This is a genomic window from Amycolatopsis roodepoortensis, from assembly GCF_014873915.1.
In the GTDB taxonomy this organism is placed as follows: Bacteria; Actinomycetota; Actinomycetes; order Mycobacteriales; family Pseudonocardiaceae; genus Amycolatopsis; species Amycolatopsis roodepoortensis.
In genome coordinates this window covers 1,506,267-1,529,833 of record NZ_JADBEJ010000005.1, presented here as the reverse complement: position 1 = coordinate 1,529,833, position 23,567 = coordinate 1,506,267, and the positions used below count along the sequence as shown (strand labels likewise).

At 69.7% G+C, this 23,567-nt stretch carries 20 protein-coding genes; 19 read left to right on the top strand and 1 reads right to left on the bottom strand.

What is annotated here, in order from left to right; genetic code table 11:
• Positions 1–56 precede the first annotated feature (56 nt).
• From H4W30_RS26475 to H4W30_RS26440, 8 genes are all read left to right on the top strand, one after another.
• A complete protein-coding gene (locus tag H4W30_RS26475) occupies positions 57–1,004 on the top strand; it encodes a sucrase ferredoxin (RefSeq protein WP_192745315.1) in 948 nt (315 codons plus the stop codon).
• A 71-nt stretch (positions 1,005–1,075) separates the two neighbouring features.
• The gene (locus H4W30_RS26470; protein WP_192745314.1) at positions 1,076–2,983 is read left to right on the top strand and encodes an intein-containing Rv2578c family radical SAM protein; all 1,908 of its coding nucleotides are present in this window, start codon (positions 1,076–1,078) and stop codon (positions 2,981–2,983) included.
• Between the two features lie 322 nt (positions 2,984–3,305).
• Complete coding sequence (gene merB / locus H4W30_RS26465; protein WP_192745313.1) at positions 3,306–3,881, top strand: organomercurial lyase; 576 nt, start codon at positions 3,306–3,308, stop codon at positions 3,879–3,881.
• Between the two features lie 114 nt (positions 3,882–3,995).
• Positions 3,996–5,768 (top strand): aspartate--tRNA ligase, encoded by a 1,773-nt coding sequence (gene aspS, locus H4W30_RS26460; protein WP_192745312.1) that lies wholly within the window; start codon positions 3,996–3,998, stop codon positions 5,766–5,768.
• Positions 5,768–6,709, top strand: coding sequence for a DUF389 domain-containing protein (locus tag H4W30_RS26455; protein WP_192745311.1), 942 nt, complete (start codon positions 5,768–5,770; stop codon positions 6,707–6,709). The genes aspS and H4W30_RS26455 overlap by 1 nt, the downstream gene beginning before the upstream one ends.
• 79 nt (positions 6,710–6,788) lie before the next feature.
• Positions 6,789–7,976: a phosphotransferase gene (locus H4W30_RS26450; RefSeq protein WP_192745310.1), complete on the top strand. Its 1,188-nt coding sequence runs from the start codon at positions 6,789–6,791 to the stop codon at positions 7,974–7,976.
• 75 nt (positions 7,977–8,051) lie between these two features.
• A complete protein-coding gene (locus H4W30_RS26445) occupies positions 8,052–8,900 on the top strand; it encodes an SGNH/GDSL hydrolase family protein (protein ID WP_192745309.1) in 849 nt (282 codons plus the stop codon).
• A gap of 43 nt (positions 8,901–8,943) precedes the next feature.
• On the top strand, positions 8,944–10,350 hold the full coding sequence (locus tag H4W30_RS26440; protein ID WP_192745308.1) for a replication-associated recombination protein A: 1,407 nt from the start codon (positions 8,944–8,946) through the stop codon (positions 10,348–10,350).
• Positions 10,351–11,095: 745 nt separating this feature from the next.
• Here H4W30_RS26440 and H4W30_RS26435 read toward each other — a convergent pair.
• Positions 11,096–12,349: an HNH endonuclease signature motif containing protein gene (locus H4W30_RS26435; RefSeq protein ID WP_192745307.1), complete on the bottom strand. Its 1,254-nt coding sequence runs from the start codon at positions 12,347–12,349 to the stop codon at positions 11,096–11,098.
• Positions 12,350–12,716: 367 nt separating this feature from the next.
• Here H4W30_RS26435 and H4W30_RS26430 point away from each other — a divergent pair, with 367 nt between their 5' ends.
• From H4W30_RS26430 to H4W30_RS26380, 11 genes are all read left to right on the top strand, one after another.
• Positions 12,717–14,285: a purple acid phosphatase family protein gene (locus tag H4W30_RS26430; RefSeq protein WP_192745306.1), complete on the top strand. Its 1,569-nt coding sequence runs from the start codon at positions 12,717–12,719 to the stop codon at positions 14,283–14,285.
• A gap of 68 nt (positions 14,286–14,353) precedes the next feature.
• Positions 14,354–15,391, top strand: a complete 1,038-nt coding sequence (locus H4W30_RS26425; protein WP_225949877.1) for a BMP family ABC transporter substrate-binding protein — start codon at positions 14,354–14,356, stop codon at positions 15,389–15,391.
• The gene (locus H4W30_RS26420) at positions 15,372–16,889 is read left to right on the top strand and encodes an ABC transporter ATP-binding protein (RefSeq protein WP_192745305.1); all 1,518 of its coding nucleotides are present in this window, start codon (positions 15,372–15,374) and stop codon (positions 16,887–16,889) included. Before H4W30_RS26425 ends, H4W30_RS26420 begins: the two co-directional genes overlap by 20 nt.
• On the top strand, positions 16,886–17,890 hold the full coding sequence (locus tag H4W30_RS26415) for an ABC transporter permease (protein WP_192745304.1): 1,005 nt from the start codon (positions 16,886–16,888) through the stop codon (positions 17,888–17,890). The genes H4W30_RS26420 and H4W30_RS26415 overlap by 4 nt, the downstream gene beginning before the upstream one ends.
• Complete coding sequence (locus H4W30_RS26410) at positions 17,887–18,744, top strand: ABC transporter permease (RefSeq protein ID WP_192745303.1); 858 nt, start codon at positions 17,887–17,889, stop codon at positions 18,742–18,744. Before H4W30_RS26415 ends, H4W30_RS26410 begins: the two co-directional genes overlap by 4 nt.
• A complete protein-coding gene (locus tag H4W30_RS26405) occupies positions 18,741–19,469 on the top strand; it encodes a nucleoside phosphorylase (RefSeq protein ID WP_192745302.1) in 729 nt (242 codons plus the stop codon). Before H4W30_RS26410 ends, H4W30_RS26405 begins: the two co-directional genes overlap by 4 nt.
• Positions 19,466–20,596 (top strand): acyl-CoA dehydrogenase family protein, encoded by a 1,131-nt coding sequence (locus H4W30_RS26400; RefSeq protein WP_192745301.1) that lies wholly within the window; start codon positions 19,466–19,468, stop codon positions 20,594–20,596. Before H4W30_RS26405 ends, H4W30_RS26400 begins: the two co-directional genes overlap by 4 nt.
• Positions 20,596–21,606 carry a s-methyl-5-thioribose-1-phosphate isomerase gene (locus H4W30_RS26395; RefSeq protein WP_192745300.1) on the top strand — a complete coding sequence of 337 codons (1,011 nt, stop codon included), beginning with the start codon at positions 20,596–20,598 and terminating at the stop codon, positions 21,604–21,606. Before H4W30_RS26400 ends, H4W30_RS26395 begins: the two co-directional genes overlap by 1 nt.
• The gene (mtnC, locus tag H4W30_RS26390; RefSeq protein ID WP_192745299.1) at positions 21,603–22,319 is read left to right on the top strand and encodes an acireductone synthase; all 717 of its coding nucleotides are present in this window, start codon (positions 21,603–21,605) and stop codon (positions 22,317–22,319) included. The genes H4W30_RS26395 and mtnC overlap by 4 nt, the downstream gene beginning before the upstream one ends.
• Positions 22,316–22,948 carry a methylthioribulose 1-phosphate dehydratase gene (gene mtnB, locus H4W30_RS26385; RefSeq protein ID WP_125675099.1) on the top strand — a complete coding sequence of 211 codons (633 nt, stop codon included), beginning with the start codon at positions 22,316–22,318 and terminating at the stop codon, positions 22,946–22,948. Before mtnC ends, mtnB begins: the two co-directional genes overlap by 4 nt.
• Complete coding sequence (locus tag H4W30_RS26380; protein ID WP_192745298.1) at positions 22,945–23,523, top strand: 1,2-dihydroxy-3-keto-5-methylthiopentene dioxygenase; 579 nt, start codon at positions 22,945–22,947, stop codon at positions 23,521–23,523. Before mtnB ends, H4W30_RS26380 begins: the two co-directional genes overlap by 4 nt.
• Positions 23,524–23,567 lie beyond the last annotated feature (44 nt).

Genomic DNA, 23,567 nt, shown 5'->3' with positions numbered 1-23,567 from the left:
AGACCGGGCGGGGTAAGCTAAGGCATGCCTAAGGTGAGGTCCGGAGGGGTCAGGCGATGACCGCTCAGCTCTCGGACACCCCAGCGCCGCCCGCCGCGTTGCCGGGCTGCGCCACCGTCGCGCGCATGCTGGGTGCGAGCCCGGCCGGAACCGCGGCTGACATGCGCTGCTGGCTGCTCATCGAGCAGCCGGGCCCGTGGCCCGCGGACGCGCTGGAAAACGTCCTCGACGAGGCCTTCCCCGCCGAGCGCCGAGAGCTGCTCGAATCCTTGAGACGGTCCCACGGGTTGCGTCCGCTGCTGATCCGTCGGCCGGGCAAACATCAGCGCGACCCGGATCGTCCCCGGTCCGTGTACGTCGGCGGCGGCGAACCGGGCAACCGCTGGCTCGAGCGCCTGGAGATCCACGACCTCGGCGAGCTGGCCGGGCTCGACCTCGAAGCGGTCGCGGAAGGCGCGGGCGGGCTCGGCACGCGAGTGGACGGGCCGCTGTTCCTGGTCTGCACGCACGGCACGAAGGACATGTGCTGCGCGGTGCTCGGCCGCCCGCTGGCTTCGACGCTCAACACCAATCACCCCGGCCGGGCCTGGGAGGTCAGCCACGTCGGCGGAGACCGCTGGGCGGGCAACCTCCTGGTGGTCCCCGACGGTTTCCTGCACGGCCAGCTCAACCCGGCCGAAGCGGCACTGGTCGCCAAGTCCGCCCTGCGCGGCCAGGTCGAGCCGGAGCAGCTTCGCGGCCGGACGTCCGCCCGGACGGCGTGGGCGCAGTTCGCGGAGATCGCCCTCCGGCGGCGGCTGGACCTGTCCGGTTTGGACGACGTGCTCGCCGTCCAGGAGGAGCCGTTGCTCGAATCCGACGCCCGGGTCGTCACCGTGCGCGGTGGCGAGGACTTCTACGCGGTGACGGTGCGCCGCCGGTCGGCGAGGCCGCGCGGGGAGAGCCGGTGCGCGGGGCTGATCCAGCCCGCCGGGTATGTGGCGGAAGAGATCACGAAGCTCTAGCTCGCCGCGAAGATCACCCATGTTCGAACATACGTTTGACACCTGTCTAGAACATGTGTTCGACTGGCCTGGTGCGATGGGATCGACAGCGGGTGGACGGCGGCGAGCCGGTCCTGCCCGGATTGGACGGGTTGCTGCGTTCGGTGCGCACGCCCGAGTTCGACGGCGTCACCTTTCACGAGGTGCACGCCAAATCCGTGCTGAACAAGGTGCCCGACGGGTCGGGTGTCCCGTTCGGATGGACGGTGAATCCATACCGCGGTTGTTCTCACGCGTGCACGTACTGCCTGGAAGGTGCGACGCCGGTCCTGATGGCCGACGGCCGGACGAAGGCGCTGGCGGAGCTTGCGCCCGGTGACGCGATCTACGGGACGCGCGGGCGTGGCGCGGGCCGCCGCCTGGTGCCGACGAAGGTGCTCGCGCACTGGTCGACGCTGAAGCCGGCGTACCGCCTGACCCTCGACGACGGAACGTCCATCGTGGCCAGTGGCGACCACCGGTTCCTGACCGGACGCGGGTGGAAACACGTCACCGGCACCCGGTTCGGTGCCGCGCAACGGCCGCATCTGGTCGGCGGCACCGAACTCGTCGGTGTCGGGAAACTCGCGCGCACCCCGGACGACACGCTCGGCTACCGTGCCGGTTACCTGTGCGGGATGCTGCGCTCCGGCGGGTTCTCGACCGAGAAGGACGCCGCGGATCGCGCGCTCCGGTACCTGCCCGATTTCGGCGCGTCGGTCGGTTTCGTGCAGGTGCCGCCCTCGCCGGATTCCCATTGGCAGCGCGGATTCCTCGCCGGGTTGTTCGATCTCGCCGGCAGCTACCGGCATGGTGCGCTGCGCGTCACGCACGACGAGCAGGACATCGTCTCGACCTTCTGCTCCGCGCTGGACAACTTCGGCTTCCGTTACGTGAGAACCGAAAACGTCAAGTTCCGTCCGCTGTGGACGGTTCAGCTCCTCGGCGGGCCGTCGGAGGAGGTGCGTTTCTTCCACCTCACCGATCCCGCCGTCGGCTGGAAACGGTCGCTCGACGGTCTGCCCATCGGCCGGACGAGACGGAAGGTGACGTCCATCGAGCCGCTGGGCATCGAGCTGCCGTTGTTCGACATCACCACCGGCACCGGCGACTTCATCGCCGACGGCATGGTCACGCACAACTGTTTCGCCAGGAACACCCACACGTATCTGGACTTCGACGCCGGTCGCGACTTCGACACGCAGGTGATCGTGAAGGTCAACGCGCCCGAAGTGCTGGCCGCGCAACTGCGCCGGCCGAGCTGGGCACGCGAGCACGTCGCGATGGGCACGAACACCGATCCCTACCAGCGTGCCGAGGGCCGGTACAAGCTGATGCCCCGCATCATCACCGCGCTGGCCGACTCGGGCACGCCGTTGTCGATCCTCACCAAGGGGACCGTGCTGGCCAGGGATCTGCCGCTGCTGGAGTCGGTGTCGAAGGACGTGCCGGCCGGGCTGGCGATCTCGCTCGCGCTGCTCGACGAAGACCTGCAGCGCCGCCTCGAGCCGGGGACGCCGAGCCCGCGGGCGAGGCTCGACCTGATCCGCAAGGCGCGGGACGCCGGGCTGCCGTGTTCGGTGCTGGTCGCGCCGGTGCTGCCGTACCTGACCGACTCGGTGGCCGCGCTCGACGCCTTGTTCTCGCGGCTGGCCGAGGCGGGCGCCACGCGGGTCACCGTCCTCCCCTTGCATCTGCGGCCGGGCGCGCGGGAATGGTTCGCCCGCTGGCTCGGCAGGGAACATCCGGAGCTCGTGCCGAAATACCGGGAGCTGTACTCGCGCGGCGCTTATCTGCCGAAGGCGTACCGGGAGCGGCTGGGCGCCCGCGTCGGCCCGTTGTTGCGTCGTCATGGCTTCGATGCCCGTGCGGACGACGGGGAGCGAATGCAGGTGACGATGCCCGTGCAGCGTTCGGAGGAGGTGGTGATCCCGGCGGCGGAGCAACTGAAACTGCTGTGAAGCCGGCTTGCGGCTCTCGCGCTCCGCCAAGTGCCCTCACCTGCGCCGATGGCGCGTTGCGAAAGCCACTTTCGCAACCTTCGACGTCGCGAAAGTGGCTTTCGCAACGTCGCCGGAAGCTCACGGCCGGTCCGAGGCGCCATCGGCCACTTTCGCCTACCGTGGCCGAAAGTGTGCGCCTTTCCGTGCGAACGGCGTCCCGTTGCCCGATACGTCGGGTGAATTTTCTTACCGCACAACGCATTCGGCCGTTCGGCGCAGTGACTTGGCGGAAAACCTTTTCGTGCTTAATCTCAACGGGACGAAGGCGAGGAGGTGCCTGTTGACCACCCGTACGGATCGCACCGCCGCTGTCCGCATCGCCTGGGCCGCGACCAAGCTGACCAGAGCGGGCAGACACCCCATCGCCATCGGAAGACTCGCCGCCACCGTCGGCATGGACCCCGCCGAAGCCCACCGGCTGATGGACCTGATGGGTTTCGCCATCCGCGACGGGCTGGTCGTGATGGACCGCGGAGCCCGCCCGGCCGACCGGGCGAGCGCCGACCGGTACCGCGTCGACCTGTTCCTCCTGGCCGTCGCCACCGGCGAACCCGTGCACGCGGACGCGGTCTGCCCGGCGACCGGGGCCCACGTCCGGGTCCATTTCACCCGGGAACGGGTCTTGAGCGTCGACCCGCCGCAGGCCGTGGTCGCCGCGTCGCGGTTGTCCGGGATCGACCTCGCCCTCGGCCCGGACTACGTCGAGGCACTGGTCTGCACGCAGTTCTTCGCGTCGAAGGAGGCGGCCTCGGGCTGGCTGCTGGACAACATCGACGGCCGGGTCCTGTCCGTGCCGGACTACCTGGCGTACACCCGGCGGATGGTCGCGGCGCTGGAGGCCTGGCCGACGATCTGAGGAACCGTCGGGTTTGTACCTGGTCGCGAGGCATCCGGGGCGATTCGTTAGCCTTCGACGTCGGCGAAAAGCCGTCGAATCGCAGAATCGTGATGCCGAAGGAGAGCACCCGCAGTGCTTCGCACCCACAAAGCCGGCACCTTGCGTGCCGAGCACGCCGGTCAGACGGTCACCCTCACCGGATGGGTGGCCCGGCGGCGCGATCACGGCGGCGTCATCTTCATCGATCTGCGCGACGCCAGCGGCGTGAGCCAGGTCGTCTTCCGCGAGGGCGAGATGGCCGAGCGCGCCCACCAGCTGCGCTCCGAGTACTGCGTCCGCATCGTCGGTGAGGTCTCGACGCGGCCGGAAGGCAACGCCAACACCGAGATCCCCACCGGCGAGATCGAGGTGCTGGCCACCGAGCTCGAGGTGCTGTCCGAGGCCGCCGTGCTGCCGTTCCCGATCGACGACCGGGTCGACGTCGGCGAGGAGGTGCGGCTCAAGCACCGCTACCTCGACCTGCGCCGCAGCGGCCCCGCGGCCGCGATGCGCCTGCGCAGCGAGGTGAACCGCGCGGCCCGCGAGGTCTTGCACGCGCAGGAGTTCGTCGAGGTCGAGACCCCGACCATGACCCGCTCCACCCCCGAGGGCGCCCGCGACTTCGTGGTCCCCGCCCGGCTCAAGCCCGGCTCCTGGTACGCGCTCCCGCAGTCGCCGCAGCTGTTCAAGCAGCTGCTCATGGTCGGCGGCCTCGAGCGGTACTACCAGATCGCGCGCTGCTACCGGGACGAGGACTTCCGCGCCGACCGGCAGCCGGAGTTCACCCAGCTCGACATCGAGATGAGCTTCGTCGAGCAGGACGACGTCATCGCGCTCGGCGAGGACATCGTGACGGCGCTGTGGAAGCTGATCGGCGCCGAGATCCCCCGGCCGTTCCGGCGCATCACCTACGCCGAGGCGATGGAGAAGTACGGTTCGGACAAGCCGGACCTGCGCTTCGACCTCGAGCTCACCGACATGACGGCGTTCTTCGCCGACACCCCGTTCCGCGTGTTCCAGGCGCCGTACGTCGGCGCCGTCGTGATGGCGGGCGGGGCCGACCAGCCGCGCCGCACCCTCGACGCCTGGCAGGACTTCGCCAAGCAGCGTGGCCACCGCGGCCTCGCGTACATCCTCGTCAACGAGGACGGCACGCTCGGCGGGCCGGTCGCGAAGAACCTGTCGGAGAAGGAGCGCGAGACGGTCGCCGAAGCCGCCGGAGCCAAGCCCGGCGACTGCGTCTTCTTCGCCGCGGGCAAGCCCGCCGACGCGCGTGCGCTCCTGGGCGCCACCCGGCTGGAGATCGGCAGCCGGCTCGGCCTGATCGACGAGAACGCCTGGTCGTTCGTCTGGGTCGTCGACTTCCCGATGTTCATCTCGGCAGAGGAGTCCGACGACGTCGCGGTCGGTGGCGGCAAGTGGAAGGCCCTGCACCACGCCTTCACCTCGCCGACCCCGGAGTGGATCGGCAAACTCGCCGACGACCCCGGCAACGCGCTGGCCTACGCCTACGACATCGTCTGCAACGGCAACGAGATCGGCGGCGGCTCGATCCGTATCCACCAGCAGGAGCTGCAGAAGCAGGTCTTCGAGCTGATGGGCCTGTCCGAGGAGGAGGCGCAGGAGAAGTTCGGCTTCCTGCTCGACGCCTTCGCCTTCGGCCCGCCGCCGCACGGCGGGATCGCGTTCGGCTGGGACCGGATCGTCATGCTGCTGGCCAAGGCCGAGTCGCTGCGTGACGTCATCGCGTTCCCGAAGACCGGCGGCGGGTTCGACCCGCTGACCGCGGCTCCCGCGCCGATCACCGCGGAGCAGCGCAAGGAGGCGGGCATCGACGCCAAGCCCGCCCCGCCCGTCCAGAACTGATGCTCCACCTCAGGGCCGTGTGCCCGCCGGACCGGACCGAAGAAGCGATCCGGATCCTGCGGGCACACGCCGGGACGGCGCACCTCGTGGTGCACCGCGGGGTGGCGGTCGCGCCCGAAGGCGACCTGATCGAGGCGGACGTCGCGCGCGAGGCGACCGACGACATCGTCGAGTCGCTGTGCGGTCTCGACCTCGACCACACCGGCGGGATCACGCTGGAAGCGCTGGACACCGCGGTGTCCGACGCCGCCGACAAGGCGGAGGAGGCCGCGCCGGGCGAGGCCGCGGACGCGGTGGTGTGGCAGGAACTCGTCGGCCGTACCGGCGAGGAGTCACGCCTCACTTGGACATTTCAGGCGTTCCTGACCATCGCGTGCCTGCTGGCGGCGGTCGGCGTCATCACGAACTCGGCGGTCACCATCGTCGGCGCGATGGTCGTGGGGCCGGAATTCGGCCCGCTGGCGGCCATCGCGGTCGGTCTGGTGCTGCGACGGCAGGATCTCGTGAAGCAGGGGGCTGTCGCGCTGCTCGGCGGCTTCCCGATCGCGATGGTGATCACGCTCGGTGTGGTGCTGGTGGGCAACGCCACCGGCGTGCTGGAGGTCAGCAAGCTCGCCGACAACCACGAGGTCGATTTCGTTTACCAGGTGGGAATCGCGTCGCTGATCGTCGCGCTGCTCGCCGGGGCGGCCGGGATGCTTTCCATGACTTCGGCCAAATCCGCCGCGCTCGTCGGCGTGTTCATCTCGGTGACGACGGTTCCCGCGGCGGGTTACGCGGTGGTCGCGGCGGTTGCCGGTCAGTGGGAACGGTGCCTTTATTCGGCCGGTCAGCTGCTGGTCAATCTCATCGGAATCGTTGCAGCTGCGGCCATTGTGCTGACATTGCGCCGTCGCGGGCAACGATCGAGGGTGACGGAACGTCCGCTTTCACGCGGATGAGTCCCAGATCGCGCCAGTGCGCGCGATTGCCCGGATCTCAGTGGTCATGGTTGCTCAGTCACGAGTAGGGTCGGTGGCAATGACAGTCGATACCTCCTCTGCCGACGATTCGACCGTCGGAGCTGGAGCCGAAACCCTCGCCATCGCGGCCGCGGTCGCCGCCGGCGAGTCGGTCCTTTCGCGCCGATTCGGCAGCGCGATCACCCTCGTCGCCCCCGAAGACCTCGCCGGCAGCGGCCCGGCGACGGTCGTGCGGGCGCGGGTGGCGTCGTCGCCGTTCGCGTTGCCGCGCACCCTGGTCATCAAGCACTACCCAGACCCGCCCGAGCCGGGACGGCCCGACCCGTTCGCGCAGGAGGCGGTCAGTTACCAGCTGTTCACCGCGCTCGCGCCGGAGGACCGCATGTGCCCGGAGCTGCTGGCCCACGACGGCCGGGACCGGGTCCTGGTGATCGAGGACCTCGGCGGCGTCCCGACGCTGCACGACAAGCTCCACGCGCGGGACGCACGCGGCGCCGAACGCGCGCTGCTGTCCTGGGCCAGGTCGCTGGGCAGGCTGCACGCGAGCACGGCGAGCCGCGAGCCCGATTTCAACGCGCTGCTGCGCCGTCTCGGCGGCCCGGTCAAGAACGAGGACGCGCCGCTGCCCGCGGTCTGCGCCCAGTTGCCGGGACTGCTGGAGGAACTCCTCGATGTCGAGACGCCGGAGCCGGTGCAGCGGCGGGTCATGGAGGTCGCCGAGCGGGCGGGTTCGCCGTCGTACCGCGCGTTCAGCCCGGTGGATCTCAGCCCGGACAACAACCTCGTGACCAGCGGGGGAGTGCGGTTCCTCGACTTCGAACGCGGCCGGGTGCGCAGCACTTTGATGGACGCTGCGTACCTGCGGCTGCCGTTCGCGTCGAGCGAGGACGCGCTGGCGCTGCCGCCGGGGATGAGCGAGGCGATGATCGCGGCCTGGCGGGCCGAAGTCGTCTCGGTCTGGCCCGGGCTCGCGGACGAGGACGCGCTGGCCGAACACCTGATGGACGGTCAGCTGCTCCTGCTGTGGGTCATCACCTGGGAGATCCTCCCGGAGCTGGACCTGGACCGGCACGCCACGCCGATCAGCCGGGAGGCCGCGCTGGTGACCTGGTGGCGGGAACTGGCCAAACATTCGCTGCGCGCCCGCCTGACCCATATCTCCGAGCACGCCACCAGGGTCGCCGCCGCGCTCGGCGCGAGGCTGGGGCCGCACGCGGATCTCGCCTTCTATCCGGCGTTCCGGTAACCGCCGCACGGACTTTTCGCTCGACCGTCCTCACCGCGTTACCCAGGCATCACCACGGGTGAGTCTGCGTGGCCGATGGTGGCTACCGTGACCGTGATCAGTGTCGAAGTCACTCCGAGTCCCGAACCTCTCCTTCCTCCCGCGCCCGCCGTCCCGCGGTCGGCGCGCAGACTGGTCGTGCTCGGCGATTCCACGGCCGTGGGCCTTGGCGACCCACTGCCGGACCGAGGCGGCTGGCGCGGGGTCGGCCCGCTCGTCGCCGAGGCGCTGGGTGTCGAGCCGGACGGCTACCTGAACCCGTCGTTCACCGGCGCGCGTATGGGCTGTGTGCTGACGAAGCAGCTTCCCGCGGCCGTGGCGCACCGGCCGGACGTCGCGCTGGTGGTGGCGGGTATGAACGACACGCTGCGTCCCGATTTCAGCGCCGAGAAGATCGCCGCGGACCTCACCGAGGTGATCCACGCCCTGGCCGCCGTCGGCACCACCGTGGTCCCGGTGCGGTACCACGACCACGGCAAGGTGTTCCGCCTTCCGCAGTCGCTGCGGCGGGCGTTGAGCCAGCGGGTGGCCGAACTGAACGCCGCCATCGACGAGGTCGTCGCGCGCGAGGGAGTGCCGTGTCTCGACCTCGAACTGCTGCCCGGCGCCTACGACCTCACCGCCTGGAGCGTCGACCGGCTGCACCCGTCGGAACTCGGTCACCGGATGCTGGCGACCGGGTTCACCGAACGGCTGGCCGAGGCCGGGTTCGCGGTGCCGCGGCCGGTCAGCCTGACCTGCTCGGGAGGCGTGGAGCCGAGTACCGCCGGGCACGTCGGCTGGCTGGTGCTCAAGGGCATCCCGTGGGTGTGGCGTCGCGGGCGCGAGTTCGTGCCGTACGCGGCCGTGATCATGTGGCACGCGTTCCGGGAGCGGCTGCGCTGACCTGTGGCCGGAACCGTCGGTGGGTGCGGCTACCGTCGACACCGTGGCACAGGACGAACTCTTCACCGTGAACCCCGACCTCGGGCCGCCGGAGCCGGCCGAGCCGAGGGAAAACAAGGGGGGTGGGTCCCTCGGAGAGGGGGGTGGGAAGAACACCGCCGTACCCGCGGGTTCGCCGCTGGCGGTGCGGATGAGGCCGCGGTCGCTCGACGAGGTCGTCGGGCAGCAGCACCTGCTGCGTGAGGGCGCGCCGCTGCGGCGGCTCGTCGAAGGCGCGGCGCCCGCTTCCGTGCTGCTCTACGGTCCGCCGGGCACGGGCAAGACCACGCTGGCGAACCTGGTCTCGGCCGCGACCGGCCGCCGCTTCGTGGCGATGTCCGCGCTGTCGGCCGGGGTGAAGGAGGTGCGCGGGGTCATCGAAGAGGCCCGGCGTCGCCGGAACTACAACGCCGAGAACACGGTGCTGTTCATCGACGAGGTCCACCGGTTCTCCAAGACGCAGCAGGACGCCCTGCTCGGCGCCGTCGAGGACCGGACGGTGCTGCTGGTGGCGGCCACCACGGAGAACCCGTCGTTCTCCGTCGTCTCGCCGCTGCTGTCGCGGTCTCTGGTGCTGCAGTTGCGGCCGCTGACCGACGCCGACATCGTCGCGCTGATCGAGCGCGCCCTGACCGACGAACGCGGTCTCGGTGGCGAACTCACGCTGACCGAAGACGCGCGAGAGCATCTGGTGCGGCTGGCCTCCGGTGACGCGCGGCGCGCGCTCACCGCACTGGAAGCGGCCGCGGACGCGGCGAGCGCGACCGAGGCCAAGACGATCGACCTCGCCATCGTCGAGTCCACAGTGGACAAAGCGGCGGTGCGCTACGACCGCGACGGCGATCAGCACTACGACGTCATCAGCGCGTTCATCAAGTCGATCCGCGGGTCCGATGTGGACGCCGCGCTGCACTACCTGGCACGGATGATCGAAGCGGGGGAGGACCCGCGGTTCATCGCCCGCCGCCTGGTGGTGCACGCGAGCGAGGACATCGGCATGGCCGATCCGACGGCGTTGCAGTCGGCCATCGCGGCGGCGCACGCGGTGCAGTTCATCGGCATGCCGGAAGGCCGTCTCGCGCTGGCGCAGGCGACCGTGCACCTGGCGACGGCCCCGAAGTCGAACGCCATCATCACCGGTATCGACGCCGCGCTCAGCGACGTCCGGTCCGGGCGGATCGGGACGGTGCCGCCGCATCTGCGGGACGGGCACTACGCGGGTGCGGAGAAACTCGGCAACGCGAAGGGCTACCGGCATCCGCAAAAAGTGCCGGAAGGTGTTCTGGCGCAGCAGTATCCGCCGGACGAGCTGGTGGGACGGGACTATTACGAGCCGACTCAGCGTGGGGCGGAGCGGACGTTGCACGAGCGGGTGCCGAAGCTGCGGCGTACGGTCCGAGGTGAGCGTTAGTTTCGCCTTCGGGGTGAGGTGCCTCTCTGGTGCGCGAGATCTGGACCCGGCTGCTGTCCGGCGACTTGCAGAGTGATCCCCCCGAGTAGTGGCGGATCTTCCTGAAACGGAGATCCTCGTCTTCGAGGCGGATTTGGGTGTTGGATGGCGCGGAATCCACACGGTTGTGCGTGATCGGTCCGGGTCGACTGTTGGTCTTGATCAAGGGACGTTGAGCGTCCGCTCTTTCGGTCGTGACTGGTCCATTGGCGATGGGACTGTGTGGGTTTCGGGACATCTGATGTCCCGAAACCCACACAGTCTTGCGTGATCGGTCCGGTCACGAGGTTTTCGGTGATGGGTGCTCGGGTTCCGCATCCACGATGTCTGCCTTGGTCGTTGATGAGGGATTTGGGACATTGAGTGTCCCGATTCCTTCGCCAACGTCGGTGGCGTCCTGCGGGCATGCCGAAGGGCCCGTCGCCGGGTGTGGCTGGCGGGCTCTTCGGGGTTCAGCGGTGATGCGGGGTGGTGCGCCGGGGAATTCGCTACTGGGCCGGATGCGTTCCGGCAACCAGCCGCCTGGGTGGCGCGCTTGTCTTGAGCCTGGGCTCTTGTCGCACGCTGCTTCTGTCGGGTTTCAGCGGGGTTCTCGGACTGGGCCGGGGTGAATCCCGGTGAGACGCTCGTCTTGAGCCTGGGCAGGCTTTTGTCTGCGGGCATGCCGAAGGGCCCGTCGCCGGTGTGGCTGGCGGGCTCTTCGGGTTCAGCGGTGGTGCAGGGTGTTGCGGCGGGGTTGTCGAAGCGGATCTCGGTACTGCGGTGGGATGAATTCCGGTAATCCATCGGCCGCCATCCGCACTTCCCAGTCGCCGTGGTGGATCAGCCGGTGGTGGAAACCGCAGAGCAGCACGAGATTCCGGAGATCTGTCGGTCCGCCGTCTGCCCAGTGCTCAATATGGTGGGCGTGGCAGTTCTTGGGTTTCCGATGGCAGCCGGGGAACGCGCAGCCGCCGTCGCGGATATTCAGCGCGCGTCTTTGCCCTGGGGTGACGAACCGCCGCAGCCGACCCACATCGAGGGGTTCACCTGCGGCACTCATCACGACCGGGAGCATCAGGCAGTCGCAGGCGGCGAGTCGGGCTTCTCTCGCGGTCATCGTGCCGACGAAGTCGAGGCACGCGGTGCCGAGCCCGGACTTCAGCTCGTCGAGCCCGATGGTGACGTGCACGAGGGTGCGGTAGCCGCTGGTTCCGGGTTGGTCCGGGCAGGCGATCGCGAGGTCGAGGAGTTCGGCCCAGGCGTCTCCCAGGCGTTCGCATTTCATCCGCAGATCGGCCTGGCCGAATTCGTCCACCGGTCGCGGCTGGGCATACGCCTCCAGCGCAGCGGCGGTCCGGGCACCCGTCTCGTCGTCCAGGAGGCCGGTCAGTTTCCAGAACCCGTCCCGGCGGCGCTCCAACGTGATCTCCCGACGCGGCTCCTTCGGCTCAGGCTCCTTCGGCTCCTTGCCGTCGGGGTCGAGCCAGCCCAGCAGTTTCGCTTCAGCGTCCACCAACTGGTGGGGACCGGCATTCGGGGCGAGGTTGGCGAGGATTTTCTCCGCGACCGCCCGATCCTCGGCCGAGGTATCGGCAGGAAGCCTCTTCAAGATCTCCAGGATCTGATCGATCCGCTCATCTCCGACGAGCCCCTCGGCGGCGACGGCGGCGGTCTCGGGTGCTACGGCAGGGGCTTCGGTGCCATCCAGGTTCCGCGTCGGGTTCAACGCAATGGCTCGCTTCACCACCGCGCCCGCCTCGCCGCGCGACAACCCCGCCATCTCCGCGAACCAACTCGCCGTACTGCCATGCCCGAACAAGTCTTTCGCGCCCCGAGACTCGACCTCCGCCAAGAACCGCCCCAACCCAGCGGTCGCCACCCGAATCACCCGCAAGGACTGCAGCACGCCATGGGCAAGCTCCAGCTTGCCGGCACGCCACAGCTCCTGCGGCAACTCGGGAAGGAAGGTCTCGGACACGCCTTCATAATACCGCGATTCATCGAACGGGTGTTCGTAATTTTAAGCGACCGGTGAAACGCGCGGACAACACTGAAGGGTGATGCCGCCGCCCATGGAGATCACGCAAAGAAAGCGGGTTGCATTTAGTCGACTAAACGCGCGCCTGCTTGCGGAGCTATCACGGCCGTGGCATCGACACCAGTGAAGGTCGCGCGAGGAGCGCCTTTAGTCGACTAAATGCGGAAAGCAATTGGTCGGCTAAATGCGACGGAGGAGAAGGGTAAAGGGGGCTTGGGGAACCCTTGAGTCCACGATGGACGGTTCGACCACTCCCGTTCGTCTCGTCGTCGCGAGCCGAACACGTTCGTCGGCGACCATCCCGCGTATGGAAATCCCCAGGGTCGGTGTTCCCGACGCGCTGGCCTCGCACCTCACGATGGCCGAGCAACACGAGTACCTGAGCCGCCGCACGATCCTCAAGGGCGCCGTCCTCGCCGCCGGTCCGCTTCTCTTGCAGGGCACCGCGTACGCCGACGGCGACAAGGTCGTCCCGGCGGGGCGGCATCTCGCGTTCGGCCGGAATCCGCGGACGTCGATGCGGGTCGCGTGGCAGGTGCCGGCGCCGGTGCGGAAGCCGTTCCTGCGCATCGCCGACGGCCACGGCGGCTGGAGTCACCGCATCCCGGCCGAGGTCCGCGCGCTGCATTCCGAGGTCGCCGGGGTCATCGCGCCGTACGACCAGTACTACCTGCACGCCGAGGCCGATCACCTCTGGCCCGGCCACACCTACCGGTACGCCGTCGGTCACGAGGGTTTCGACCCGGCGTCGGGCGACGGCGGACCCGCCGCGGTCTCGACGTTCACCACCGCGCCCGCCCGGGGGATTCCGGCGGGCAAGTTCACCTTCACCGCGTTCGGTGATCAGGGTGTCTCGACGACGGCGCTCGCGCAGGACGGTGCGGTCGCGCGGCAGAACCCGCGCTTCCATCTGCTGGCGGGCGACATCGCGTACGCCGACCCGAGCGGAGCGGGCAAGCCGCCCGGTAACAAGCCCGACGCCGACCACGATCTCTTCGACCCCAAGGTCTGGGACGCCTACTACCGGCAGATCGAGGGCGTCGCCGCGTCCGTGCCGTGGATGGTCACCACCGGCAATCACGACATGGAGGCCCTCTACTCGCCCGACGGCTACGGCGGCCAGGTCAAACGCTGGGACTTCCCCGGCAGCGGCCCGCACGACTGCCCGAGCGTGTACTCATTCATCTACGGCAACGTCGGGGTGATCTCGCTCGACGCCAACGACGTCTCCTACGAGATCCCCGCCAACCTCGGCTACTCGCACGGCTCCCAGACCGCCTGGCTCAAACGCCGCTTGCGATACCTGCGCTCGCAGCCGGACGTCGACTTCATCGTGGTGTTCTTCCACCACTGTGCCTACTCGACGACCAATCAGCACGCCTCCGAGGGCGGCGTCCGCGAGCAGTGGGTCCCGCTGTTCGACGAGTACCGCGTCGACCTCGTGATCAACGGCCACAACCACATCTACGAGCGCACCGACGCCTTGCGAGGCGGCAAGGTGACCCGTGAGGTGAAGATCGGCGACACCGTCGAGCCGGACCGCGACGGCACTGTGTACGCGACCTGTGGTGGCGGCGGAAAGAGCCTCTACAGCTTCCCGGTACCCGACACGTTCGCGGGGGAGTTCCAGTCGTACCACTGGGTCAAGGGCGGCGAGAAGGTGACCGAGACCGTCTCATGGTCCCGCGTGCGCTACACCGGCTACTCGTTCCTCGCGATCGACGTCGAGCCCGCCTGGTCCGGCCGCCGGACGACGCTGACCGTGCGGACCCTGCGCAACGACGGCGCCGAGATCGACCGGTTCACTCTGCGCCGCACCGCCGGTCTCCACCGGTCACGGCCCACTGTCCTGGGCGCCGATCCGGGCGACGTATAACGACCTACACGGTTCCGCATGGTGGGAATCGGTGTCATATCGTGGACCGGCGACATAAAGTCCGGGACATGTCGCCGAGAACCCTCCTGCGGGCCGTCATGGCCGTTTCCGCCGTCACGCTCCTCGCCGCGTGCAACGCCTCGGCCAAGGACCCGGCCGCCCAGAACGCCGCCGGTCCCGCGCTGGTCCTGATCACGCCGAGCCCGGTCGGCGTCAACGACTTCCTCAAGCTCGCCGTCCAGGGCATCGAGGATTCGGCCAAGAAGCACAACGGGACGCAGAAGGTGTACCAGAGCACCGATCCGGCGTCGATCCAGCAGAACCTCGCGGCCGCGGTGCGCGAGAAGCCCGCCGTGATCGTCGCCGTCGGCTTCAACTTCGCCGACGCGATCGCGGCCGAGGCCGAGCGCAACCCCGAGCAGAAGTTCCTCTTCGTGGACTCCTGCACGACGAAACCGTTCCCGAACGTCACCTGCGCGGTGTTCCGCGAGCACGAGGGCAGCTACCTCGCCGGTGCCGAGGCCGGGCTGCTGAGCAAGAGCGGCAAGGTCGGCGCGGTCGTCGTACTCGACACGCCCCAGTTCCGCCGGTACTCGATCCCGTTCGGACAAGGCGCGGAGAAGGCCAAGCCCGGCACCACACTCGCCCCGCTGTTCATCGGCGGCGCGAACCCGTTCAACGATCCGGCTCGCGCGAAGGCGCTGGCAGGCACGCTCGCCGGCCAGGGCGTCGACCACGTCATGGGCGCGGCCTCCGCGGCGGGCAACCTCGGTGTGTTCGAGGCGGCCAAACAGGGCGGGTTCTTCGCGTTCGGCGTCGACGCCAACCAGTGCCCGGCGAGCCCCGGACAGGTCGTGGACAACGTCATCAAGCGCACCAACGTCGTCGTCGGCGACGGGGTCGACGCGATCCTCGGCGGCAAGACCGGCGAGACGAAGTCCTATGGCCTCAAGGAGAAGGGCATCTCCCTGACCGGGCTGGAGCCGGACGCCGCGACGTCGCAGTGTGTCGTCGCGAGCCACCCCGACGTGCTGGCCAAGGTCGGCGAACTGCGGGACCAGATCATCTCGGGCGCGATCGTCGTCGATGACCCCGCCAAATCCTGACGCCGTCTCACTCCGGGGGATCGTCAAGCGGTTCCCCGGAGTGCTCGCGAACGACCACGTGGACCTCGACGTCGGCAGGGGCGAGATCCACGCCCTGATGGGCGAGAACGGCGCGGGCAAATCGACGCTCATGTCCGTGCTCTACGGTCTGCACCGGCCCGACGAGGGCACGATCTCCCTGCACGGCGAGGAAGTCTCCTTCGGCTCGCCCGCGCAGGCCATCGACGCCGGCGTCGGCATGGTGCAGCAGGGGTTCGCCTTGTTCGGCGAACTCACCGTCACCGAGAACGTCGTGTTCGGCAGCGAGCCGACCCGCCGCGGCCTGCTGGACCGCAAGGCGGCGACGGCCCGCGTCACCGAACTGATCGAGCGGCACGAATTGCGGCTGCGGCCGGGTGACCGGGTCCGTGATCTGCCGGTCGGGCTTCGGCAGCGCGTCGAGATCCTCAAACTGCTGTATCGCGAGGCCGGCGTCCTGATCCTCGACGAGCCCACCGCCGTGCTGACCCCGCCCGAGACCGAGCGGCTGTTCGGCGTACTGCGCGCCCTCGCCTCCGAGGACCGCACGATCCTCCTGGTGTCGCACAAACTCCAGGAGGTCCTCGCCGTCAGCGACCAGGTCACGGTGCTGCGGGACGGCCGCGTCAGCGCGCGCGGGCGCACCGCGGACCAGACGGCCGCCGGGCTCGCCGCGGCGATGACCGGACGCGAGGTCGACCTCGATCGTGCCCATCCGGCCGGGACGCCCGGTGACACGGTCCTCGAAGCCCGATCTCTGACAGTTCCCGGTGCGGAAGGAAAACCGTTGCTGGACAACGTGTCCCTGACCGTGCGCGCCGGGGAGATCGTCGGCGTCGCCGGGGTCGCGGGCAACGGTCAGGCCGAGCTTTCCGGCGCCGTCACCGGCCTCCTGAAGACCGATGGCTCGATCGTCCTCAAGGGACAGAACCTCGACGGGCTGTCGGTCCGCGCACGGAGGGATGCCGGGCTGGCCCACGTCCCGGAAGATCGGTCGGAGGTCGGATCGGCGCCCACGGCGGGCCTCCGGGAGAACTTGGCCGTAGGCTTCCACCGCAAGCGGCCGTTGGTGCGCAAGGGATTCCTGCGTCGCAAGGCGATCGACGAGCACGCGTCGGCGATCATCGATGACTACGACGTCCGCGCGTCCGGCCCCACCGCCGCGATGGGCACGTTGTCCGGCGGTAACCAGCAGAAGGCGATCTTCGGCCGCGAACTCACCCACGACGCGCCCTTCCTGCTGGTCGAACAGCCCACCCGCGGCGTCGACGTCGGCGCGATCGAGAACATCCACGCGAGGCTCGTCGCCCATCGCGACGCCGGGCACGCCGTCCTGCTGATCTCCGCCGAGCTCAGCGAGATCCTCGCGTTGTCGGACCGGGTGCTGGTGCTGTTCGAGGGCCGGATCGTCGCGGAGTTCACCAAGGACGAGGCCGATCAGCACACGATCGGCCTCGCGATGGCCGGAGGTGCCGGATGACCCGCGTCCGCCTTGTCACCGTCCCGGTCGCCGCGGCGCTCGTGCTCGGCGCGATCCTGTTGCTGGCCACCGGAACCGACCCGCTGGCCGCGTACAGCGCGATCGTCTCCGGCGCGTTCGGCCCCGACGGCATCGGCGACACCCTCGCCTACGCCGTGCCCGTCGCGGGAATGGCCACCGCGCTCGCGATCCCGCTGCGCGCGGGCATGGTGAACCTCGGCGGTGAGGGACAGCTCGTGCTCGGCGCGGTCAGCGCGCTCGCCGTCGGCCTGTACGTCCCCGGCCCCGGGCCGGTCAAGGTGATCCTCGCGCTGCTCGCGGGCGTCCTCGCCGGAGCCGCGTACGCCGCGCTGGCCGCGGTCTGCGAGAACCGGCTCGGCGTCCCGTTGCTGATCAGCACGCTCTTGCTGAGCTATCCGGCGATGTCGCTCGCCGGGTATCTGGTGCGTTTCCCAATGAAGGACGCCGGCTCCAGCCTGCCGCAGAGCCCGCAACTGACCGAAGGCGCGCGGCTGCCCGAGATCGACGGCGTGACGACCGGGATCTTCCTGGTGGTGGCGGTCATCGCGGTCTACACGGTGATCGACGCCCGCACTCCCGCCGGCTTCGAGACGAAGGTGACCGGCTGGGCGCCGCGGTTCGCCGCCTACGCCGGAATCGACCGGCCGAAACTCACCCTGCGGCTGCTGGCCACCTCGGGCGGGACGGCCGGGCTGGTCGGCGCGATCGCCGTCCTCGGCTTCCCGTACCGGTTCATCGACGGCGCGCTGATCACGCCGCAGTACACCTGGATCGGCCTGCTCGCGGCGCTGCTCGCCGGGGCCAGCCCGATCGGGACGCTGCTCGCGGCGGTCTTCTTCGCCGCGCTGACCAGCGGCGGGTTCGCGATGGAACGCGCCACCCAGGTCCCGCGCGAACTGACCGCCGTCCTGCAAGCGGTGCTCATCATCTTCCTGGCGGCGGCTTCGGGCGTCTTCAAGCGGAAGGCGAGGCGGGCATGATCGACGCGAGCCTGTTCTCCTCGGCGCTCACCGCGCTGACGCCGATCCTGTTCGCCGCGCTCGCGGGGGCGCTGTGCCAGCGGGCCGGGGTCTTCAACATCTCCCTGGAGGGTTCGCTGCTGGTCGGCTGCTTCGGCGCCGTCGCCGGGAGCTGGTACACCGGCAGCGCGTGGATCGGCGTCATCGTGGCGGTGATCGCGGCGACGGCGTACTCGCTGATCCTCGCGATCGGCTCGATCACCTTCGACGGTGATCCGATCGTGCTGGGCGTCGCGAGCAACCTGCTCGCGGTCGGCCTGACGAGCTTCCTCATCCGCACCGTCTTCGGCACCGAAGGGTCGTTCAGCGATCCGTCGTTGCGAGGGCTGGGCCAGTTCGGGCCGATTCCCGGACAATCGCTGCTGGTCTACCTGTCCTGGCTGGCCGTCCCCGCGCTCGCGGTGCTGCTGTACCGGCATCCGTGGGGGCTGCGACTACGCGGCGTCGGCGAGCGTCCGGAAGCGGCGTCCAGCCTCGGCGTCAACGTCACCAAGTACCGCTACGGGGTGATCCTCGCCGGGGGAGCGTTGTGCGGTCTCGGCGGCGCGCAGCTGGCGCTGGGCTCGGTGACGCTCTTCGCCGAGAACATGACCGCGGGTCGCGGCTGGATCGCCGTCGTGGCCGTGATGCTGGGCCGCGCGCATCCGCTCGGGGTGCTGCTCGCGGCGCTGCTGTTCGGCCTCGCGGAGGCGTTCGGCTTCCGGCTGCAAGGCATCGGCTTGCCGCAGCAGGCCACCGACGCCGCTCCGTATGTCGTCACGCTCGTGGCGCTGTTCCTGTCCAATTTCAAGCGCAAGAAGGGACAGCCCGCGTGAGCGACGTCCTGCCCATCACCAAGATCCCCCGGAGCGGGCTGCCGCCGCGTGCGCTGGTCGTGGGTGACCCCGATCGCGCCACCGCGGTGGCCGGGTCACTGACCGACGCCGTGCTCGTCGGGCAGAACCGCGAGTACCGCAGCTACACCGGCACTTGGAAAGGTCTCCCGGTCGTCGTGTCGTCGCACGGTGTCGGCGGGCCCGGCGCGTTGTGCCAGTTCGGCGAGCTGGCCGAGGCGGACGTCCGCACGTTCCTGAGGCTCGGCACAGCCGGTTCGCTGGCCGAGGGGATCACCGACGGAGATCTCGTCATCGCCGAGGCCGCGGTCCGCGACGACGGTGTCACCCAGCAGCTCATCCATCCGGAGTATCCGGCGTTCGCCACTCCAGAGCTCGTCGTGGCGCTGAGCCGCGCGGCACCGGAGGCGCATCGAGGTGTGGTGTGGACGAGGGCCGCGTTCAGCCCGCTGGTGCTCACCCTCCCGATGACCGAGTACCTGGCCGCGCGGGTGATCGCCATTGAGATGGAACTCTCCACGTTGCTGGTGTTCGCGGCATTGCGCGGCCTGCGGGCCGGTGGTGTGCTCGTGATCGACGGCGACGCGCGGCCCGACCACCCCGACCCGTCGGCCTACGACCCGCATCGCGACGTCGTGGCCGAAGGGGTGGCGAGGGCGACCCGCGTGGCGCTGGACGCTCTCGTCGACGTGGAAGGGGCGGAATGACCGAAGTGTGGCGAAAAGCGGCTCACGAGTTGGCGAGCACCCTGGCGGCGGACGCGGCCGAGCGCGACCTTGCCGGACGTCTCCCGGTGCACGAAGTCGGGTTGCTGCGCGAGTCCGGGCTCCTGCCCCTGCTCGACACCGCCGGCTGGGCGGCCGCGAACGAGGCCACCCGGATCGTCTCCGCCGCGGACGCGTCGGTCGGCCATCTGCTCGGTTACCACTACCTGCAGCTGTGGCGCACCGGCCTGTTCGGGCCGCGCGCGGCGAGCGAGCCGGGCTGGTTCTGGGCGGGCGTGAGCAACCCGCTCGACGCCGCACTGCTCCTGACCCCGGCCGATGGCGGGTTCACCGTCGACGGCACCAAGACCTTCGCCACCGGCGCGGCCGTCGCCGACCGCCTGGTGGTCAGCGCGACCAGGACCGACAACGGCGAGAAGCTGACCTTCGTCGTCGACGCGCGGGCCGACGGGATCACCTTCCCCGGTGAGTGGGACAACATCGGCCAGCGGCTCACCGCGAGCGGCGCGGTGCGGTTCGAGGCCGTCCGCGTCGCCGAGGACGACGTGCTCGGCGCCCAGCCGGAAGACCAGTCGGATCCGAAGGTGCCCCGCATCTCCTTGGCCGCGATCGGCTTCCAGCTCATGCTGGCGCAGGTGTACGTCGGCCTCGCGTTCGGTGCGCTCGACGCGGCGGCGGTCTACACGCGGGAATCCGCGCGGCCCTGGACACTGTCCGATGTGGACAAAGCGGCGCAGGATCCGTACATCCTGGCCGGATACGGCGAGCTGGTCGCGACGGCGAGGGCGGCCGGGTTCGCCGTCGACGCCGCGGTTTCCGCCCTCGGTGAGGCCGACGATCGCGGGTTCGAGCTGCCCCCGGCCGAGCGCGCCGAGGCGGCGATCGCGATCTCGTCGGCGAAGATCGTCGCGAGCCGGGCCGCGGTCGAAACCACGAGCAAGATCTTCGAGTTCACCGGCGCACGGGCGACGGCGACCAAGTACGGCTTCGACCGCTTCTGGCGCAACGCCCGCACGCTGACCCTGCACGATCCCGTGACATACAAGGCGCGCGAGGTCGGCGACCACTTCCTCAACGGGATCCCGCCGTGCCTTTCGGGGTACAGCTGATGACACTGCCGATCCTCGCCGAAAGCGTCCGCCTCGACGACGAAGGTGTGCACATCCTCGACCGCCGGGTGTTCCCGTTCCAGCGGGAATGGGTGCTCTGCCGGACTTCGGAAGAGGTCGCGGTGGCCATCGAAGAGATGGTCACGCAGTCTTCCGGGCCGTATTTCGCCGCGTTGGGCGCGATGGTGCTCGCCGCGCGAGAGGCATCCGGGCTCGCGGACCCGAGGGCGTACCTGGAGCGGGCGGGGGAGCGGATCGTCGCGACCCGCAAGACCAACAACCATCTGCGCAAGGCCGTCGCCGCCGTACTGTCCGAAGTGGACAAAGCGGAGGGTGACCTCGTCGAAGCCGCGACGAGGGGAGCGCAAATAGGTGACGAATTGTATCGGTCGCGCAGCCGGGCGCTCGGCGAGCACGCGGCCGTGCTGGTGCCGGCCGGGGCGACTGTGCTGACGCATTGCTGGGCGGACCTGTACCTGGTCGAATTCGTGCTCGCCGCGCGGCGGCAGGGCAAGGAGTTCTCCTTCCTGTGCACGGAAACCCGGCCGTATCTGCAGGGCGCGCGGCTGACCGCCGAGACGCTCGCCGAGATGGGCGCCGACACCCGGCTGATCACCGACGGGATGGGCGCCGCGGTGCTGTCCTCCGGCGAGGTCGGCGCGCTGGTGACCGCGGCCGACCGGGTCACCATGGACGGCCACGTCGTCAACAAGATCGGCACTCTGGGGCTCGCGGTGGCGGCGGAGGCGTTCGGCGTGCCGTTCTACGCGATGGTCCAGGCGCCCGACCAGGCGGCACCGACCGGCGCCGACGTGCCGATCGAATACCGCGACGGCGACGAGGTGCTGAGCGCGCTCGGCCACCGCGTCGCGAGCGAACGCGTCCGTGGGCATTATCCGGCCTTCGACGTGACACCACCGCGGTTCGTGACCGCGGTGGTGACCGACCGCGGGGCCTTCGAGCCCGGACGGCTCCGCGAGTACTACGCAGAAGGGGAAGCGAACCAGTGACCGCAACGCTGACCGCCCGATGGGTGGTCCTCGACATCGAGGGCACACTGACCGCCACCAGCTACGTGCACGTGACCCTCTACGACTACGCGCGCCCGCGGCTGGGCCCGTGGATCGACGACCACCCGGACGATCCCGAAGTCGCCCGCGCTCTCGCCGAGATCAAGGAACTCGGCGGGCTCCCGGCGGACGCGTCCACAGTGGACGTCGTGCGGGTGCTGCACGGCTGGATGGACGCGGATCAGAAGATCGCGCCGCTGAAGACGTTGCAGGGGCTCATCTGGCAGCGCGGGTACGCCGAGGGTGACCTGACGACGGAGTTCTTCGGCGACGTCGCCCCGGCGCTGCGGTCGTGGCACGAGTCCGGGCTGCGGCTCGCGGTGTTCTCCTCCGGTTCGGTCGCCGGGCAGATCGCGTCGTTCTCGCGGACCACCGACGGCGACGTCACCGGCCTGTTCGAGCGGCATTTCGATACCGTCAACGCCGGGCCGAAACGCGAGGCGCCGTCGTACCGCGCGATCGCCTCCGCCCTGGACGTCGAGCCGGGTGACATCGTGTTCTTCTCCGATGTCCCGGCCGAACTCGACGGGGCCGCCGCCGACGGCTGGCAGACCGTCGGCCTCGCCCGCCAGGGTGAACCGTTCGGCGACGCCGATTTCGGGACGCACCGGACGATCCGGACGTTCGACGAGGTGAAGGTCGTCCCTCGATGAGTGTGCTGGAACTGGCCGGGCGCGCGCTGGCCGAGGAGTCCGCCCGGTTCGCCGGGCTGGGCTGGATGCGGGGCACGTCCGGCAACCTCTCGGTGGTGCTCGGGCGCGATCCGCTTCGGGTCGCCGTCACCGTCAGCGGCCGGGACAAAGGCGAGCTGACCAGCGACGACGTCGTGGTGGTCGGCGAGGACGGGCTGGCCGTCGCCGACCAGCCGCATCCGGAGAAGGTGCCGTCGGCCGAGGCCGGTCTGCACGCCCGGATCGCGGCGGTGTCCGGTGCGGGAGCGGTGATCCACGTGCACGCGCTCGCGCCGGTGGTCGCCGCCGAGCACTGGCCGGACGGCGTCGAACTGCGGGACCTGGAGATGCTCAAGGGCTTCGGCCGCGCCGCGCACGACGATCTCGTGACCATCCCGGTGATCGCCAACGGCCAGGACATGCGTGTCCTCGGTGACGCGTTCGAGGCGGGGTTCCGGGCGGACACGCCGGCGGTGATCGTCGCGCGGCACGGGATCTACGTCTGGGGCGATGACCTGCGCCACGCGCGCCATCGCCTGGAATGTTTGGAGTGGTTGCTCCGGTTCCGGGTAGAGACAAGACTTGTCGGTGGAGAAAGGGGAGTGCGATGACCCTGCTGACCGTGTGGCCGGACGACCGGCCCGGCGAGATCGCGCTCAGGACCGAGGATCCGGCCGTGATCACCGGGGAACTGGGGCGGCTCGGCGTCCGCTTCGAACGGTGGGACCTCGTCCCGGATCTGCCGCGCGAAGTGACGCCAGAGCAGGTGCTGGCCGCCTACGAGGAGCCGATCGCCAAGGTCTCGGCGGCCGAGGGCTACACCTTCGTGGACGCCGTGCGCATGACCCCGTCGGACGAGCCCGGTTGGTCGGCCGAGGCCGCCGAAGCCCGGCAGAAGTTCCTCGCCGAGCACACCCACGACGACGACGAAGACCGCTTCTTCGCGCGGGGGTCCGGCGTGTTCTACCTGCACGTCGGGGGCAAGGTGTACGCGGTGCTGTGCGAGGCGGGGGATCTGCTGAGCGTGCCCGCGAACACCACGCACTGGTTCGACATGGGGACGCGGCCCGACTACGTGTCCGTCCGGTTCTTCCACGACGACGGCGGGTGGGTCGGGAACTTCACGGGTGCGACGCTGGCGGGGGATTTCCCGGGGTTCGACGAGTTGACCGCCGGGCGTTACTGACCGCTTTGGGCTCGTGAGTGGTGAGGACGGTTGGAACCGTCCTC